The 17559-nt window shown below is 72.9% G+C and carries 11 protein-coding genes; 4 read left to right on the forward strand and 7 right to left on the reverse strand.

Translation table 11 applies throughout. The features are described 5' to 3' along the window. A partial coding sequence (locus tag B207_RS0124525) for a transposase (RefSeq protein ID WP_018639326.1) occupies positions 1 to 276 on the forward strand: 276 nt, incomplete at its 5' end. 30 nt (positions 277 to 306) lie between these two features. Here the strand turns inward: B207_RS0124525 and B207_RS0124530 are convergent. Then, positions 307 to 1191 carry an SDR family oxidoreductase gene (locus B207_RS0124530; protein WP_018639327.1) on the reverse strand — a complete coding sequence of 295 codons (885 nt, stop codon included), beginning with the start codon at positions 1189 to 1191 and terminating at the stop codon, positions 307 to 309. A 148-nt stretch (positions 1192 to 1339) separates the two neighbouring features. Between B207_RS0124530 and B207_RS35360 the strand changes: the two genes are divergently transcribed. After that, positions 1340 to 1816 (forward strand): winged helix-turn-helix transcriptional regulator, encoded by a 477-nt coding sequence (locus tag B207_RS35360; protein WP_018639328.1) that lies wholly within the window; start codon positions 1340 to 1342, stop codon positions 1814 to 1816. Beyond that, positions 1779 to 2567 (forward strand): hypothetical protein, encoded by a 789-nt coding sequence (locus B207_RS0124540; RefSeq protein WP_230205202.1) that lies wholly within the window; start codon positions 1779 to 1781, stop codon positions 2565 to 2567. Before B207_RS35360 ends, B207_RS0124540 begins: the two co-directional genes overlap by 38 nt. Positions 2568 to 2595: 28 nt before the next feature. Here B207_RS0124540 and B207_RS0124545 read toward each other — a convergent pair whose 3' ends face one another. Beyond that, positions 2596 to 3405 (reverse strand): NAD(P)H-binding protein, encoded by an 810-nt coding sequence (locus tag B207_RS0124545; RefSeq protein WP_018639330.1) that lies wholly within the window; start codon positions 3403 to 3405, stop codon positions 2596 to 2598. An 82-nt stretch (positions 3406 to 3487) separates the two neighbouring features. On the opposite strand from B207_RS0124545, the gene B207_RS0124550 reads away from it, so the two are divergent. Continuing rightward, the gene (locus B207_RS0124550) at positions 3488 to 4405 is read left to right on the forward strand and encodes an AraC family transcriptional regulator (protein ID WP_018639331.1); all 918 of its coding nucleotides are present in this window, start codon (positions 3488 to 3490) and stop codon (positions 4403 to 4405) included. A gap of 51 nt (positions 4406 to 4456) precedes the next feature. On the opposite strand, the gene B207_RS0124555 is transcribed toward B207_RS0124550, so the two are convergent. The 5 genes from B207_RS0124555 to B207_RS0124575 are packed head-to-tail and all read right to left on the reverse strand — an operon-like array spanning position 4457 to position 17216. Further along, on the reverse strand, positions 4457 to 4834 hold the full coding sequence (locus B207_RS0124555) for a DUF6924 domain-containing protein (RefSeq protein WP_018639332.1): 378 nt from the start codon (positions 4832 to 4834) through the stop codon (positions 4457 to 4459). Further along, the gene (locus tag B207_RS0124560) at positions 4812 to 6410 is read right to left on the reverse strand and encodes an MFS transporter (protein ID WP_230205203.1); all 1599 of its coding nucleotides are present in this window, start codon (positions 6408 to 6410) and stop codon (positions 4812 to 4814) included. Before B207_RS0124560 ends, B207_RS0124555 begins: the two co-directional genes overlap by 23 nt. After that, positions 6407 to 7999 (reverse strand): acyl-CoA carboxylase subunit beta, encoded by a 1593-nt coding sequence (locus tag B207_RS0124565; RefSeq protein ID WP_018639334.1) that lies wholly within the window; start codon positions 7997 to 7999, stop codon positions 6407 to 6409. Before B207_RS0124565 ends, B207_RS0124560 begins: the two co-directional genes overlap by 4 nt. After that, positions 7996 to 15333: a type I polyketide synthase gene (locus tag B207_RS35365; RefSeq protein WP_018639335.1), complete on the reverse strand. Its 7338-nt coding sequence runs from the start codon at positions 15331 to 15333 to the stop codon at positions 7996 to 7998. The genes B207_RS0124565 and B207_RS35365 overlap by 4 nt, the downstream gene beginning before the upstream one ends. Continuing rightward, positions 15330 to 17216 (reverse strand): fatty acyl-AMP ligase, encoded by a 1887-nt coding sequence (locus tag B207_RS0124575; RefSeq protein ID WP_018639336.1) that lies wholly within the window; start codon positions 17214 to 17216, stop codon positions 15330 to 15332. Before B207_RS0124575 ends, B207_RS35365 begins: the two co-directional genes overlap by 4 nt. Positions 17217 to 17559 lie beyond the last annotated feature (343 nt).

Here is a 17559-nt window from a genome sequence, read left to right on the forward strand (position 1 = left end):
GCCCGGGCCGAGCAGGCCACCGACACCTGGAAGACCCGCTACGCCCTACGCGCCGGGATCGAAGGAACCATCAACCAGGCCCTCGACGTCACCGGCCTGCGCAACGCCCGCTACCGCGGCCTGCCCAAGACCCGCCTCCAACACGCCTTCTCCGCCACCGCGGTCAACGTCATCCGCCTCGACGCCCACTGGAACCCCCACCAGCCGCCCTTCACACCCCGCACCAGCAGACTCACCCGCCTCAGCCAGCAGCGCACAACCCCGACCGCGAATTAAGCAGCAGAGTCGTCAGCCAGTCGTTGGACGTCAGCCGGTCGGACGGGCCACGGCGTCCCGGACGGCCTGGTCGCGGGTGGTCGGCGGGCGGCCGATCAGCTTGGCCAGGTCGTCGCTCGTCGTGTGCAGCTCGCCGCGGGACAGGCCGGCGTCGGCGTCGGCCAGCGCCGTGGCCACCTCCGCCTGGAGCCCGGCGCCGGTGAGCAGGGCGGCGTAGTCGTCGACGGGCAGGTCCTGGTAGGCGATCGGGGTTCCGAGGACCTCGCTGAAGGTCGCCGCGAGTTCGGTGAGGGTGAACGCCTCTCCCCCGAGCTCATGAATGGTGTGGACGGATCCGTCGCCGACGGCCCCGCCGCCGGTGAGGACGGCCGCGGCGGCGTCGGCGTAGTCCTGGCGGCTCGCCACGCTGACCCGTCCGTCGCCGGCGCTGCCGGGCAGCACGCCGTGCTGGCGGATCACCGGCAGCTGGTCGGTGTAGTTCTCCAGGTACCAGCCGTTGCGCAGGATCACGTGCGGCGCCCCGCTCGCCTGCAGGTACTCCTCGGTGCGGCGGTGCTCGTCGGCGAGGAGCAGCCGGGAGGTGTCCGCGTTCAGGATGCTGGTGTAGACGATCAGCGTGGCCCCGGCGGCGAGGGCGGCGTCGATGGCCTGGCGGTGCTGGTCGAACCGCTGGCCGACGTCAGTCGTCGAGATCAGGAGGAGCTGTTCCACTCCGGCGAACGCGTCGGCGAGACTGGCGGGGTCGGCGAAGTCGGCCCGGCGGGTCTGCACACCGGTGCGCTGCGCAAGCGCGGCGAGGCGACTGGTGTCACGGCCCGTCGCGACGATCCGTCCGGCGGGCTGGCCGATCTCGATCAGCCGGTCGACGACGAGGCTGCCCAGGTGCCCGGTGGCACCGGTGATGACGACGGACATGGATGTCTCCCGTGGTGGGTGCGGATGGCGGTGGCCAACGGATGGTCTGGCGACCGCCGGCGGCGCTTTTCGACTCAACCGCAGACACTTACCGGAGGGAAGTACCGACCTGAAGGTAAGCTACCCACGGCCCGGTAAGCTGCTGGCCATGGTGGTTACCGAGAACACGGCGGTGGCCGACGAGCCGTGGGACCCGTACGCGCGGGGCTGCCCCTCGCGCGAGCTGCTCGACCGCATCGGCGACAAGTGGAGCGTGCTGCTCCTCGGCGAGCTGGCCGACCAGCAGCCGCACCGCTTCGCCGCACTGCGCGACAGGATCGAGGGCATCAGCGAGAAGATGCTCACCCAGACCCTGCGTTTCCTGGAGCAGGACGGGCTGGTCTCCCGCCGCGCCTTCGCCCAGATCCCACCCCGCGTCGAGTACCAGCTCACCCCGCTCGGCCTCACCCTCTGCGACGTCCTCAACTCACTGCGCGACTGGTCCACGACGCACGCCGACGAGGTCATGGCCGCCCGGAAGCGCTACACCCAAGCAGGGCGGCCGGGACCAGCGCCTGAACCGGGCGGGTGGAGCAGCCGAGGGCTGGATGGCAGCATTTCGCGGCATGGGCAGGGACGACAGTGACGAAACGTATGTGATCGAGCTGTGCAACACGGTGTTGGGTGAGCAGGCCGCGACGCAGCACCGGTTCGAGTGGCTACTGGGTGACCCCTCCGCCAACGGGCGACGAGTGATGTTGCCCGTCGATGGATACTGGCCTGGCCATCAGCTCGTCGTCGAGTATCGCGAGCTGCAGCACGATCAGCCCGTGGCGCATTTCGACAAGCCTGACAGGCTGACCGTCAGCGGAGTTCACCGTGGTGAGCAGCGGGCTCTGTACGACGCACGGCGCGACAGCGAGATCCCTGCACACGGGCTTCGGCTGGTCGTGATCCGTCCCGGCGATCTGGACTCCGACAGCCGTGGCCGCCTGCGCCGCAGGGCGGACGCGGATCTCGAGGTCGTCCGCACGTTGCTCGCTCGCGAGAGCGACGAAGACCGGGTGACGGATGCTTTCCGAGTCTGGTTGATCGCTGAGGGCTGGACACCTGTCACGCCGACCGACCCGTGGACCGATATCGAGGCCGTCCGGGGAGGGGAACGCCTGATCGGGGAGGCGAAGGGGAGGACCAGTGAACCGGGCACCGATGCCGACATCGCCTACGGCCAGCTACTGCGCCGAATGACCGTCGATTCGGCCGACATTCGCTACGCGCTGATAGTGCCGACCACCTCCGTGCGCGCCGCCCGACGGGTTCCCGTCCACGTCCGAGACCGTCTGCGCATCTGCCTGTACGAGGTGACCGCTACTGGTGAGGTGCGGCAGCTTCACTGATCGACGGCGGTTCTGTCGCGACCGCGGTTCAGCGCGGGGAGGCCTCGCGGGCGGCCCAGTCCCGGAAGCGGGTGGCAGACCGGCCGAGGACCTGGGTGACGCCGTCGGAGAGGTAGGCGTCGGCGCCGGAACGGATGCCGCGCAGCATCGCCATCCGCCAGGCGATATACCCCTCAGGGGTACCGGCGGCGCGCAGCCGGGCGAGATGGTCGCCGTCGCTTTCCGGCACGAACACCACGGGCCTCCCGGTGGTCTGCCGGAGCACCGCGGCGGCCTCGGTGAACGTGATCGCCTCCGGTCCGGACAGAGCGACCACCTCGCCGTCGTGGGCGCGGCCGGTCAGGACGACGGCGGCGACCTCGGCGATGTCGTCGACATCGACGAACGGCTCGGCGCCGTCCCCGACCGGGGCGACGATCCGGTCGTTCACGGGGGTGAACATCGCCTCGGTGAAGTTCTGGGCGAAATGGGTCGGACGCAGGATCGTCCAGGCGAGCGGCCCGTCCCGCAGAGCCGTCTCCGCGGTGGCGACAGCACCGTCAGGATGGAACTCGACGCCGCGGGCGGAGAGCAGCACGGCGTGCGCGGCCCCGGCGTCCGCGGCGACGTCGAGCAGGCCGGTCAGGATGGCGCTCCAGTCGGTGGCGGAGCCGGGGCCGACGACGAACATCCCGCTCGCGCCGTCGAGCGCGGCCGGCCAGGTGGTCTCGTCCCGCCAGTCGAACGGAGTCGGGGTGGTGCGGCTGACCGGCCGCGCGTCGTGGCCGTGCGCGGTGAGGATGCGGACGAGGCGGTGGCCGACCTTGCCGGTACCACCGAGAACGACGTAGCTGGACATGCTGCCGACGCTACGAAGACCACGGGCGATGGACAATGTCTGATCTGCGCGAATGTATTTGTGATCGTCTACCGTGGGGCGGGTGGACATCCTCAGCGACGAGCTGTCCCGGGCGCGGGCCCGGGGCGCGGTGTTCTCCGTGCTGCGCCGCGCCGAGCCGTGGGGGCTGCGTTTCGAGGGGGTCCGGCCGCTGACGGCCCACATCCTGCTCGAAGGGTCGGCGTGGATCGAGCGGGATGATCTCGACCCGGCACCGGTCCACGCCCGGGACGTCGTGCTGGCGACCGCCGGCTCGCCGTACTCGCTCGTCAGCGGACCAGGCGTCGCGACGGTGCCGATCGCCGAGGCCCGCAGAACCCCGTCCGCTCCCGGGCCACCGGGCACGCGGGCGCCGGAGGCAACGGTGATGTGCGGGGCGTACGTCCTCTCCGGCAGCGTCGGCGAGTCGCTCATGCAGGGGCTTCCCCCGTTCGCGCTCCTCCCGGCGGCCGAGCAGGAGCCCGCGCACCGCGCCGCGGTCGACCTGCTGGCGGCGGAGGCCGTCCGGGACGTCCCGGGCCAGCAGGCGCTCCTCGACCGGCTGCTGGACGTGACCCTCGTGTATACCCTGCGCTCCTGGTGGCGCACCACCGAGGCGGCCCCCGGCTGGTACCGGGCGCTGCACCATCCGCACATCCGCCGGGTTCTCGAGAACCTGCACGCCCACCCCGAACAGCACTGGACGCTGCCCGTTATGGCGCGGGACGCCGGACTGTCCCGCGCCGCGTTCGCGGCGCAGTTCCACCAGCTGGTGGGGCTTCCGGCCGGCCGGTACCTGACCCGGCTACGCATGAGCCGTGCCCAGGACGCGCTGCTGCGCACCGACCAGCCGCTGGCCGTGATCGCCATGAGCGTCGGGTACCGCAACGAGTTCGCCTTCGCGACGGCGTTCCGCCGCCAGCACGGCCTTTCCCCCGGCCGCTGGCGCGCCGACCGCCGCGGCGACACGGGCCGTGGGTAGGGCCCGGCAGTACCGTCCCGACGTCCGGATCCGTCGCGCCGGCCCGGCCCGTCAGCCGAACCCGCGGAAGGTCCCGTCAGGATCGACGTTGTCGGCGAAGTTCGCGAAATCCAGGTTGGCCAGCGAAAGATTGTTTTCGACACTCCACATCCAGGCCGGTACCACCCGGAACCAGCGTCCCGGCTCGCGCCGAAGATCAATCACCAGAATCGGCATCTCCGAGTCGCGAACCGTCACACCATCGACGACGAAGACGAAGCTTCGACGAGGCGAACCCGCCAGCGCCATCACCTCCTCGATGGTGAGGCCGGCGAATCTCAGCTCGCTGACGAAGGAAAGCCCGGCGGCGAAGCCCTCGGGCGACGGGGCTGAACTCGCCGCGCAGACAGCGTGCCAGGCGGCATCATCAGAGAAATCGGTGCGCAGCACCAGGGAGTTCAGCGTCGCGGGAAGAGTCGACACCGGCATAGTCTCGCAGACGAGTGGTCTCGGCCGGTGCGGGAAGCCGACGCAGGTGACGCGCGAGGGCCGACGGGTGCAGCGAGACCAGGCTGACGGCCGCGCCGAGGGCCACCAGGCCGGCGGCGACCTGCAGGGCGAGTGCGTAGCCGCTGACGAAGGCGTCGGCCGGAACCGCTCCGGCCGCGAGTGCGGACTCCTGACGGGTCAGCAGGATGGCACCGGTCAGCGCGATCCCGAAGACACCCGAGACCTCCCGTGCCGCGCTCACCACCGCCGACGCCGTTCCGGCCTGGCCACCTGCCGTCACCGCGAGCATTCTTTCGGTCAGTGGTGTGGTCAGTGCCGAGCCGGCGCCGATGCAGGCGAGGCCCGGGAGAAGGTCGAGGAAGTCGCTGCCCACCCCTGCCCGGGAGACCAGCACCAGCCCGACCGCGACCACCGCGAGGCCGCCGGCCACCGTCCAGTGGGCACCGGCTGTCGCTGACAGTTTCGCCGCGACGGGAACGGTCAGCACCAGCAGGACGGCGACCGGGACGAACGCCATCCCGGCCCGGGTCGGGCTGAAGCCGAGCACGTCCTGCAGGAACAGCGAGGTGAAGAAGAAGACACCGTTGATGCCGAGCCCCCACAGCACCTGGGCGACCGTGCCGCCGCTGAACACCGGGTGCCGGAACAGCGACATCTCGACCATCGGGTCCGGTACGACCCGTTCGACCAGCACGAACAGCACCGCCGCCGCGACGGCCAGCGCGAGCATTGTCAGGATCAGGAATGAGGTGTACCCGTGCTCCGGCCCCTGCAGCAGCGCGTAGGTGATGGCGAACAGCGCCGCTCCCGAGGTGAGCAGCCCCGGCAGGTCCAGCTTCGACAGGTCCGGCTTCGACAGGTCCGGCTTCGACCGTCCGCCGCGGCTGCGAAGCGGAGGTCGGGTGGCGCGGGGTGCCGGCTGGGTGGGAAGGGCACGCAGGCCGACAGCCAGCGCCGCGAGGCCGACCGGGACGTTCAGGTAGAAGATCCAGCGCCAGTGCCAGTGCTGCGCGACGATGCCGCCCGTCACGGGGCCGAGGGCCAGCGCGAGTGCGACCGCGGCCGTCCACACTCCGGCGCCGAGCTGTCGGCCGCGGTTGTCGACGTCGGTGGCCAGCACCGCGAGGGTGGCCGGCATGATCAGCGCGGCGCCGCCGCCCTGCACCAGGCGGGCCGAGATGAGGAGGTCGCCGGAGTTCGCCGAGCCGGCGACCGCCGACGAGCCGACGAAGACCACCAGGCCCAGCAGGAACATCGGCCGGCGGCCGTGCAGGTCGGTGAGCCGGCCGCCGACCAGCAGGAGCGTCGAGAACGACAGGATGTAGCTGGTCGCCACCCATTCCAGCTCGGAGACGCTAAGCCCCAGTTCGGACTGCAGCGTCGGCAGGGCGACGTTCAGGACCGTGTTGTCCATGGCGACCACGAAGGCGGCGGTCGCCACCGCTGCCAGCACCAGCCGGGACCGTCCCGCGGCCCTCACCGCATGCCCCTGGGACTCCCGTCCGGAGACAGTCACAGCGGAATGTTCCCGTGCTTCTTCGGCGGCATTAGCTCGCGTTTGTTCCGTAATGCCCGTAACGCTCGGGTGACCTCGACCCGGGTTTCGGACGGCGCGATGACGGCGTCGATGTACCCGCGGTCGGCGGCCGGGTAGGGCGAGGCGATGCGGCTTCGGTACTCCGCGGTGAAGGTGGCCGCCGCCTGGTCGCGTTCGGCGCCGGAGAGGGCGGCCAACTGCCGGCGGTGGAGAATGCTCACCGCTCCGGTCGCCCCCATGACGGCGATCTCGGCAGTCGGCCAGGCGAGGTTCACATCGGCGCCCAGATGCTTGGAGCCCATCACCGCGTAGCCGCCGCCGTAGGCCTTGCGTACCACCACCGTCACCAGCGGCACGGTCGCCTCGGCGTAGGCGTAGAAGAGCTTCGCGCCGCGCCGGATGATTCCCAGTTCCTCCTGCTGTCTGCCCGGCATGTAGCCGGGGACGTCGGTGAACGTGAGCAGCGGGATGTTGAACGCGTCGCAGACCCGCACGAACCGGGCCGCCTTCTCGGAGGCGTCGATGTCGATCACGCCGCCGAGCGCCCGTGGCTGGTTCGCGACGACGCCGACGGAGCTTCCTTCGACCCGGCCGAACCCGCAGATGATGTTCGGGGCGAACTCCGCGGACACCTCGAGGAAGTCGCCCTCGTCGACCACCCGCCGGATCACCTCGGCCATGTCGTACGACTGGTGCTGCGCGTCGGGCACCATGGTGTCGAGTTCCCGGTCGCGGTCGGTCACCGTCAGGGGCTCCGGCGGCGCGGCGTAGCTGGGCGGCGGGTCCTCGCAGTTGTCGGGCAGGAAGCCGAGCAGGACCCGAACCCAGTCGAGCGCGTCGAGCTCGTCGGTGGCCAGATAGTGGGTGTTGCCCGCGACCGCGGCGTTGATCCCGCCGCCGCCGAGCTCGTCGAGCGTGGTCCTCTCGCCGGTGACGGCGAACACCACGTCCGGCCCGGTGACGAACATGTGCGAGGTGCCGTCGACCATCACGGTGAAGTCGGTGACGGCCGGCGAGTACGCGGCCCCACCGGCGCAGGTCCCCATGATCAGCGATATCTGTGGCACCCGGCCCGAGGCCAGCACGTTGCGGCGGCCGATCTCGGCGTAGTAGGCCAGCGACGCGACGCCCTCCTGGATGCGTGCCCCACCGGAGTCGTTGATCCCGATGATCGGGCAGCCGGTCCTGATCGCCAGGTCCATCATCTTGCAGATCTTTCGTCCGTGCGCCTCGCCCAGACTGCCGCCGAACACGGTGCGATCCTGTGCGAAGACGCCGACCTGCCGGCCGTGTACCGTCCCGAAACCGGTCACCACGCCGTCGCCGGCCGGCCGGCGGTCGCCGAGGCCGAACTCGTGGCACTGGTGGCGGGCCAGCGCGTCGAACTCGGAGAACGTCCCCGGGTCGAGGAGCAGGTCGATGCGTTCCCGCGCGGTCAGCCGGCCCGGGGTCTGTTGCCGGTCGGCCGTGCCCCGGGGCCCGGCGGGCAGTGGCTGTTCCCCGCGCTGACGCAGCTCCACCAGCCGGGCCACGGCCGTGGTGCGGCCTGCGGAGTCGGCGATCGTCATCGGTCCACTCCCGGCGTGCTGGTGGTGGTCTCGGCGGTCACGGCGGCTGTGGACGGCGCGGCGGGGCGGCGGGAATGGCGGGGACGGCGGGCGAGACGGGCGGCGAGATGGCGGGCCACGGCGTCGACGTCCGGCCGGTCGACGAGCGAGAGATGATCTCCCGGCAGGACCACAACCTCGAGGTCGTCGCAGCATTCGTCCCAGCCCAGCGCCAGGTCGGTGCGGTGGTAGCGCTCGTCCAGCGCTGTCATCACCGCCTCGGGCCGTTCGGCCCGGTAGAGAATCACCGGGCCGGCGTACCGCCGGGGCCGGTACCGTTCGGCGATCCGGGCGTCGAGGTAGGACGTCCGCTGGTGGGCGAGCACGCCGGGGCTCATCCCGAGACCGGCGTCCGCGATCGCCTTCGTCAGCAGGTCGACCTGCTGGTCCTCCGGCATTCCGGCCAGGGCGTCGACGGCGACGTCCAGCGTCGTGTCGTAGGTCTGTTCGATGTAGGACACGAAGCGGGCAAGCCGGGCGGAGACCAGGTCGTGGGCCGACCGGCCGGGCGCGGGTGCGGGCGCCGGCAGCGGCTGGATGCTGTCGATCATCGCGACGAGATCCACCGTCTCGCCCGCGTCGACGAGCTGCACCGCCGCCTCGTAGGCCAGCACGCCACCGAAGGACCAGCCGGCCAGCCGGTAGGGGCCGGCCGGCTGGAACTCCCGTAGCAGCTCGACGTAGCGAGCGGCCTTCCGTTCGACGGTCCGGATCTCGTCCAGCCGCTCGAACCCGACGCAGCCCAGCCGGGCGGGCAGCTGCGACACCAGCGGGTGGTAGACGCTGGACGTCCCGCCCGCGGGGTGGAACAGGAAGAGCGGTGCTCCGTCGCCGAGCGGGCGCAGGAACCGCACCGGCGACCCGGTGTCCCCCTCGAACCGGTCGCGCAGCAGGTCGGCCATCGCCGCCACCGTCGGTTCGGCGAACAGCTCGGTCGTGCTGACCCGCGGCCCCCCGGCCAGGGAGTCGGCCTGCCCGCCGACGCCGGCGGCGGATCGTTCGTCCAGATGCGTCTGGACCGCCTCGACGAGCCGGGCGGCGGCCGCCTCGTCGCCGCCGAGCGCATGGAACGAGTCGGTGACGCCGATCGCGTCAGTGACGCCACTCGCACCGTCCCGGCCGGTCGCGCCGTCCCGGTCATCCCGGCCCAGGGCCTCCCGCCACAGCCCGGCCAGCCACCGCTCGGTGGCGTCGCGCGGCCCGACCCGCGTCGGCCCGGGCGACGCCACCGGGGACGCCTTCGACAGACCGAGCTCGCGGGCCACGTGGTGTTCGAAGTCGCTCAGGCTGGCGCCCTGCAGCAGCATCCGGGCGGGCAGCGCCACGCCGAAGTCCGCCTCGACGGCGTTCTTCGCCCGCATCGCCATCAGCGAGTCGAGACCGAGCTGGGTCAGCGGCACATCCGGGTCCACGTTCCCGGCCCCGTCCCCGTCCCCGTCCCCGAAGCCCATGATCGAGGCGAGTCGGGCCCGGATCCGTTCGGTCGCGGCCGTGCGGGCCTGGTCGGCGGGCAGCGCCAGCAGCGCGGGCACGCCCATCCAGTCGCCACCGTTCGGCCGGCCGCCGCCGGTGTCCGCGGACGGGCTGGTGCCGGCACCGGTGGTCCGGCCCGGTCCTGCCAGCTCGGTGAAGAACGGCATCGTGGCCAGGGCGGGGAACAGCTCGACCGCCGCGGCTACGTTCACCCCGGTCACCCCGGTCACCGGGCGGTCGGTGACCAGCACCGCCTCGAGCGCCTCGAAGCCCTCCGCCGGGCTGATCGGCGCGAGCAGCACGTTGTCGTTGTCGCGGGCGCCACCGATGCCGGACCACGCGCCCCATTCGATGCTCGTCGCGGGCAGCCCGTCGGCGCGCCGCCGCCGGGCGAACGCGTCCAGCCAGGCGTTCGCCGCCGCGTAGGCACCCTGCCCCGGTGAGCCGAACAGCGCCGCCGCCGACGAGAACAGCAGCAGCCAGTCCAGGTCGATGCCCCGGGTGGCCGCGTGCAGCCGCAGCGCACCGTGCACCTTCGGCCGCCAGACCCGGTCGAGGCTGGCCCGCTCCAGCCCGAGCACGACACCGTCGTCGAGCACACCCGCCGCGTGCGCCACACCGTGCAGCGGGACGCTGTCGGCGACAGCGGCCTCGACCAGCCGCCGGGCGACCGCCGGCTCGGCGATGTCGCCGGTCACCACGACGACGTCGGTACCGGCCCGTCGGATGTCGTCGAGTTCCGCGCCGGCCGCCGCGGACGGGCCGGACCGGCCGTTGAGGACGACGCGCCGCGCGCCGCGGTCACCGAGCCACCGCGCCAGCGACAGCCCCAGCCCTGACAGACCCCCCGTCACGACATAGCTGCCGGGACGAACCACCGGCCCCACCGCGTCATCGGAACTCACCGCGTTGCCGGGGCTGGCTGCCCGGACGGCGTCACCGGCGGGATACAGCCGGCCGACCAGGCGGGTAGCGCCGCGCCAGGCGACCTCGTCGTCGGCGGTACCGGCCAGCAGCTCGGCGACCACGGACTCCCCCGCCGTCCCTCGCCGGTCCCGGGCCGTGTCCCCGTCCCCGCTGACGTCCGCGTCGACCACGGTCGCGGCGAGCTCCGGGTGTTCGAAGGCGAGGACCCGGACGATTCCGCGCAGACATCCACCGGCGGGGTCACCCGGCCCGTCGAGCGCCGCCGCGCGCTGGGTCACCACCCACAGTCGGATCGGCCCCCCCGGTCCGGCCGTCGCGGCCCGGACCATCTCGGCCGCGGCGAACACCAGGTCGGCGGCCGCGGCGGCAGTCGGGTCGACGGAGGCTGCATCGGCCTCGAGCGGAACCGCCGGCGGGCAGACGAGCACCAGACCGGTACCCGTCCGATCAGGGTCGTCCGCCGGCCGTTCCAGGACGGCAGCGGCCCGCCCGGTGCCGTGGACGGTGGCCACCCGGTACCCGGCCGCCCGCAGACCGACCTCGACCTCGACCGCGAGCCGGCCGGCGACGACGCTGCCGCCACCGCTGGCTACGTCGACGATCAGCCAGCTGGCAGGCGCGGGGCGCGCCGACTCCGCGGGCAGCGGCGCCGGATCCCACCGGGTCTCGTACAGCCGGCGTGCCAGCGGAACGGGCACCGCGGAATCCGCCAGGGCCCGCAGGTGGACGTCCCGAGCCTCGAGTAGCACCTCCCCGTCCGCGCCGAGGAGCTGCACGGTGCCGCGGAGCACGTCGGCGTCCACCCGACGCAGCCGCGCCCGGCAGCGCCCGCCCCGGCCGGGGTCGGCGAGGACGCGCAGCGAGCCGACGCCGACCGGTACGTACCACCGGCGCGCCTCCTGCCCCTGGCTCGCCGGGAGCGACCGGCCGGCGGCCGCGAAGACCTGCAGGCAGAGATCGAGCAGGGCGGGATGCACGACGAACGCGCCGTCCGCCGGAGCCGCCGGGCCGAGGCCGACCCGGGCGGTCGCCCACCCGCCGTCCTGGTCCGTCGACGCACCGGCCAGGGCCGCGTCGACGCCGGTGAAGGCGGGGCCGTAGGCGTGGCCGATCTCGGCGAACAACCGCGGGACGTCCACCTCGACGGCGTCGACCAGCGGGTCCCAGTCGTCGTCCCACCCGAGGGGGTCGCCGACGGTGACCCGTGCGGTGGCGTGCTTCTCCCACGGCAGCGGCGTCCCGGGTCCCGCCCCCGCCCCCGCACGCGCACCCGCCCCCGCACGCGCACCCGCCCCCGCGCCCGCGCCCGCGCCCGGACCGATGCCGGCGCCGCGGGCGTGGACGTCGACCACCGCGGCGAGCCTGCCGGTGACCGTCACCGACGTCGTCAGCTCCACCCGGCCTTCGACGGACAGCAGTCCGAGCAGGTCGAGGTCGTGCACGCTGACCTGCGCCGGGTCGACGCCGAACGCCTCCGCGGCGGCGGCGAGCACCGTCTCCGCGAACCCCGCGCCCGGCATGACGGCGGCGCCGCGCAGCCGGTGGTCGCCGAGCCACGGCAGCAGATCCGTACCGGTGACGGTGCGCCACAGGTGGCGGCCGCCCTCGGGCAGTTCGACCCGCTGGCCCAGGAACGGGTGCTGGCCGGCGGGTGGGAGGACACCCGCGCCGCGGGCCGGAGCCTGGCCGGCGGGCAGGGGCGGGCTGAACCAGTGGCGTCGGCGGTGCCAGCGGGTCCGCGGCGGCACTGCCGCCGGCGTGGCGGCCCGTGGGCGGACGAGTGGCACCAACCGGTGCCGGTCGACGGCCACACCGTGCAGGTCCAGCTGCGCCACGGCGGCGCGTAACGACACGTGGTCGTCGGTGTCGCGGCGGCCCAGCACCACCGGTGCCGGCTCCCGCACCCCGCTGGCCCGCAGGGTCTCCCGTATCGAGGCCACCGCGACCGGATGCGGCGCGATCTCGGCGACCGTGGTGAAGCCGTCCTCGGCGGCCGCGGCGAGCGCCTGGGTGAACCGCACCGGACGCCGTGCGTTCGCCGCCCAGTACTCGGCGTCGAAGGCGGGCACCGACCTCGGGTCGGTCAACGCGGTGCCGTACAGCGGAATCCGGGGCGCCCGGCCTCGGACGTCGGCGAGCGCGGCGGTGAGTTCGGCGAGCACCGGGTCCACCGCCGGCGAGTGCGCCGCACCCCGGACGTCGAGGGCCCAGGCATCGCGGCCGAGGGCCCCGGCGTGCTCGACGAGCGCCGCCACCCCGGCCGGGTCGCCGGCGACGACACACTGCGTGGGCGAGGAGTACACGGCGACACCGACACCGGGGTAGGCGTCGTCCTCGGCGGTGATCTTCGTGAGCTCGGCGGCGGACAGCCCCACCATCGCCATCGCGCCGATCCCGGTGATCTCCACGGACTCCAGCAGCCGGGAGCGGACGGCCATCACCCGCACGCCGTCGGCCAGGTCCAGAGCTCCGGCGACGACGGCGGCGGCGACCTCGCCCATGGAGTGACCGAGGACCGCGCCCGGCACGACGCCGTAGGAGCGCAGCGTCCCGGCGAGGGCCACCTGCATCGTGAACAGCGTCAGCTGCGTGGCGGCGACGCCCTCGATCGCGGCCGTCGACCCGAGCGCCGCGCGGACCGAGAACCCGGCCTGCCGACGGGTCAGAACGTCGACCGCGGCGACGATCCTGGCGAAGGTCGCGTCCTCGGCCAGCAGGCGGGCGCCCATGCCCCGCCACTGCGAGCCGTAGCCCGAGAACACGAACAACGGGCCTCGGGCCGTCTCCGCTCGTTCTCTGCCTCGGCCGCCTGTCGGTCCCGCCGCCACGACGACGTCGGGTCGTCCACTGCGGTCACCACCGGCGGCGACCGTTCGCAGGCCCGCGACCACGCCGTCGAGGTCGCGGCCGACGACGGCGAACGCGGCCGGCCCGTGGTCCCGGTGATGGGCCAGGATGCCCGCCGCCTCCGCGAGCCGCATCACCGAGTCCGCCACCCCGGAATCCGCCGACGCGGAGTCCGCCGGCCCGGGATCCGCCGGCCCCGGGTACGCCGTCCCCGGGTACGCCGTCGCGGCGAGCCAGTCGGCGAGGTCGCCGGCTGCCACCCGCGCCCGGTCCGCGGTCAGCCCCGACACCGTGAGTACCGGGCCGGCGGTGGGCACGGCCGGGAGGTCACCGGAGGCGCCCGTCAGCCCCGGGCTGTCGTGAGCGCCGTCGGCCGGTCCGGCCTCGGCGAGGACGACGTGCGCGTTCGTCCCGCTGAACCCGAAGGCCGACACTCCGGCCGTCGCCCGTCCGCCGTAGCGCGGCCAGGACTGCGGCGCGGGTCCGGTGACGACGCGGAGCCGGGCGGCGGCGAAGTCGATGAACGGGTTGGGGGCGGTGAAGTTCAGGCTCAGCGGGATGTGCCCGTGGTGCAGTCCGAGCACCACCTTGATCAGCCCGGCGATGCCGGCCGCCGCCTCGAGATGGCCGAGGTTCGTCTTCACCGAGCCGGTCAGCAGCGGCCGGTCGGGCGGGCGGCCCGCGCCGAGCACCTCGCCGAGGGCGCTGGCCTCGATCGGATCGCCCAGCGGCGTGCCGGTGCCGTGCGCCTCCACGTAGTCGACCTGGTCGGAGGCGATCCGGGCTGTCGCGTAGGCCGTCCGCAGCAGGTCGGCCTGAGCCTGCGGACTGGGCGCCGTCAGACCGTTGGACCGGCCGTCGGAGTTGACCGCGCTGCCCCGGATGACGGCCAGCGCCGGCCGACGCGCCTGCCTGGCATCGGCCGCCCTTTCGAGCACGACGACGCCGCAGCCCTCGCCTCTCGCGATGCCGTCCGCGCCGGCGGAGAACGTCTTGCAGCGGCCGTCCGCCGCCAGTGCCCCGCCCAGATCGAAGTTCACGGTCACGGCCGGGGTCAGCAGCAGGTTCACACCGCCGACGATGGCGAGGTCGATCTCCCCGGCCCGCAGGCTCTGGCTCGCCTGGTGTACCGCCACGAGCGACGACGAGCAGGCCGTGTCGACGGCGACACTCGGCCCGCGCAGGTCGAGCAGGTAGGAGATGCGGCCCGCGGCGATGCTCGGCGCCGATCCGGTCGAGGTCCAGGCATCGATCGCGGTCAGGTCGGCGGTGGTCAGGTACGCGTACTCGGCCACGCTGAGCCCGACGAAGACGCCGGTGCGGGTGCCCCGCAGCGACGACGGCCGGATGGCGGCGTGCTCGAGCGCCTCCCAGACGACCTCGAGCAGAAGGCGTTGCTGCGGGTCCATCAGCTCGGCCTCACGCGGCGTGATGCCGAAGAACTCCGCGTCGAAACCCTCGACGTCGGCGAGGAACCCGCCCCAGCGGGTCGTGCGGGCGAGCAGCTCCGCCTGCTCGGGCGCCCTGGCGGCGAACGGCGCCCAGCGCTGCGGCGGCACCTCGCCGACACCGGCCCGCCCGGCGGTCAGGGTCGCCCAGAACTCCTCGGGCCCGTCGCCGCTCGGGAAGCGGCAGCCGACACCGACAACCGCGATCTCCGCCGGCGCGCCGTGCTCCGCCAGCGTGCTGGGCTCCGCGGGAGCGCCGTGCTGTGCGGGAGCGCCGTGCTGTGCCGGCGCTGCCGGGCGGGTCCCCGTCGCCGGCCCGTCCGCGGGCGGCAGTGCCTGGGCGTCGCCCGCGCCGGTCAGCACCCGCGCCAGCAGACGGATGGTCGGGTTCTCCCAGACCAGCGTCGCCGGCAGCACGACGTCCAGGTACTCCTCGATCTCCCCGGTGAGAGCCACCGCGTCCCGCGAGGCGAGGCCCACCTCGTTCAGTGGCTGGTCGGGATCGACGTCGGCCGGGTCGAGCTCCGCGGTGTCGGCGACCTGCGCGACCAGCCAGGCCACCAGCTCGCTCTCGGACGGCCGAGGCCCGGACCCGCTCACAGGTCGTGCCCGATCGAACCCGACCGGATGTCCCACCGGCCGTCGAGATAGGCCTGCCGGCAGGCCCTCCGTGCGATCTTCCCGCTGGAGGTGCGAGGCACCGAGCCCGGCTCCACCAGCAGAAAGTCGTGCAGGGAGACGTTGTGCTCGGACGACACCGCGGCGCGCGCGGCCCGGGCGACCGCGCCGGTCTCGTCCGCCGCGCCGTCCGCCGCGCGATACCGCTCGGCGACGACAACGACACCCTCGCTGCCATCTCCGCCCTCGCCGCCATCTCCGCCCTCGCCGCGGCCCCCGCCGGTGGTCGGCACGGTGAAGGCCGCCGTGCGATGTCGGCCCACGGCCGGATGCGCCTCCTCGACGGTGGATTCGACATCCTGCGGGTAGACGTTGCGACCGTCCACAATGATCATGTCCTTGATGCGGCCGGTCACGAAGAGCCCGCCCTCGTGCCAGATCCCCAGGTCGCCGGTGCGCAGCCAGCTCCCGGTGGCTGTCGTCTCGGCCCGGGCGCCCGCCGCGGTGTCGCGCAGGACCGCCCGGAACACCTCCTCGCTGGTCTGCTCCTGGCGCCAGTAGCCGCGACCGACGTTGTCGCCGCGGATCCAGATCTCGCCCACCGTGCCGTCCGGCAGTGCCCGGCAGGTCACCGGGTCGACGATGCGCAGCTCCTGATCCACCGGGGCGCCGCTGGACACGAGTTCGGTCCGTTTCGCCGCCGGGCCGGCCGGCGGTTCGAGGTGGCCGAGCGCGAGAGCGTCGGAGTCGGCGAACACGGTGGTCGGGCTTTCGTCCATCGGACTCACGCAGACCAGCACGGTCGCCTCGGCCAGACCGTAGGTCGGTCGCAACGCCGTCTCCCGGAGCCCGCACCCGGCGAACGCGGCGTAGAAGCGCCTGAGTGTGTCGGCCCGGACCGGCTCGGCGCCGTTGGCGAAACTCCGCACACGGTCCAGCGACAACTCGGCCTTGTCCGCCTCCCTGACCCGCTTGACGCAGTAGTCGTAGGCGAAGTTCGGCGCCGCGGTGACGACAGCCGGATACCGGGATGTCTGCTGCAGCCACCGCAGCGGCCGCTGCACGAAGGCCAGCGGGTCGAACACCACAGAATGGGCGCCCGCGACGACCGGACCGGCGATCGACAGGATCAGGCCCATGTCGTGGAAAAGCGGAAGCCAGCTGACGGTGGTGTAGTCCGCACTGCGCTGTACCCGGTGTCCCGCCACCGCCTGGTAGGCGTTCACCACCACGTTCCCATGGGTGATCACCACTCCGGCCGGTACCCGGGTCGACCCGGACGTGTACTGCAGATAGGCCACGTCCTCGGCGGTGGGCCGCGGGCGGGTGGCCCAGGCCAGGTCGTCGAAGTTCTCGCCGGTGAAACGGTCGACGGCGACAACCATCACCTCATGGGAGGACGCTCCCTGGGCCGACCATTCCTTGACGAGGGTCTCCACCTGGTCGAGCAGCGGCGCCGAGGTGACGACGCAGCGCGGATCGCTGTCGGCGAGCACCGCCGCGAGCCGGTCGGAACTGACCCCGTACCCGGGCGGGAAGAGCGGCACCGCCACCGCACCGGCCGCGAGCGCACCGAGGAAAGCGACCGCGTAGTCGAGGTTCTGCGGCGTCAGCAGGGCCACCCGGTCACCTGGCTGGACGACCCGACCCAGCCCGACCGCCACCGCCCGCACCCGTTCGTGGAGCTCCCGGTAGGTCAGTGTCGTCTGAACTCCGTCGCGGTCCCGCTCATAGTCGACGAACGTCATCGCGGGCTCGTCCGGTTCGTGTTCCGTCCAGTGCACGAGGTGGTCGACGAGGGTACTCGCCCTCGTCGGAACCACCGGAAGATCGCCGCGGTCGTCGGCGGTCGTGGAAATTCTCATCGAGGCTCCGATCGAGGTGCGAGATGCGAGATGCGAGATGCGAGATGCGAGGGTGCAGATCAGTCCGAGCTCTGACCGGACCCACAGAGGGTCGACGCCGACAGAGGGTCGATCCCTGACACAACCGGACGAACCCGGCAGCTCACAGGACAGCCTGGCGAGCAGCCGGCCACCCGTCCTCGGAGCGCGGCTACGAAATTCCCGGGCGGCTCATGGACTACGAATCCCAGACGCCGGAACAGGGCGACGCCAACACCTGCCCGGAATTTCGTCACACCCCGCCACGAATCTTCACGATCCGATCTCGCGAGCTGGTGCGATGCCTCACCTCAGGCAAACTCGA

This window comes from Parafrankia elaeagni (genome assembly GCF_000374165.1).
GTDB lineage: Bacteria > Actinomycetota > Actinomycetes > Frankiales > Frankiaceae > Parafrankia > Parafrankia elaeagni.

Coding starts and splice junctions, on each gene's coding strand:
- B207_RS0124530 (WP_018639327.1), bottom strand. CDS start 1,191: ATGTCCGTCGTCATCACCGGTGCCACCGGGCACCTGGGCAGCCTCGTC.
- B207_RS35360 (WP_018639328.1), top strand. CDS start 1,340: ATGGTGGTTACCGAGAACACGGCGGTGGCCGACGAGCCGTGGGACCCG.
- B207_RS0124540 (WP_230205202.1), top strand. CDS start 1,779: ATGGCAGCATTTCGCGGCATGGGCAGGGACGACAGTGACGAAACGTAT.
- B207_RS0124575 (WP_018639336.1), bottom strand. CDS start 17,216: ATGAGAATTTCCACGACCGCCGACGACCGCGGCGATCTTCCGGTGGTT.
- B207_RS0124545 (WP_018639330.1), bottom strand. CDS start 3,405: ATGTCCAGCTACGTCGTTCTCGGTGGTACCGGCAAGGTCGGCCACCGC.
- B207_RS0124565 (WP_018639334.1), bottom strand. CDS start 7,999: ATGACGATCGCCGACTCCGCAGGCCGCACCACGGCCGTGGCCCGGCTG.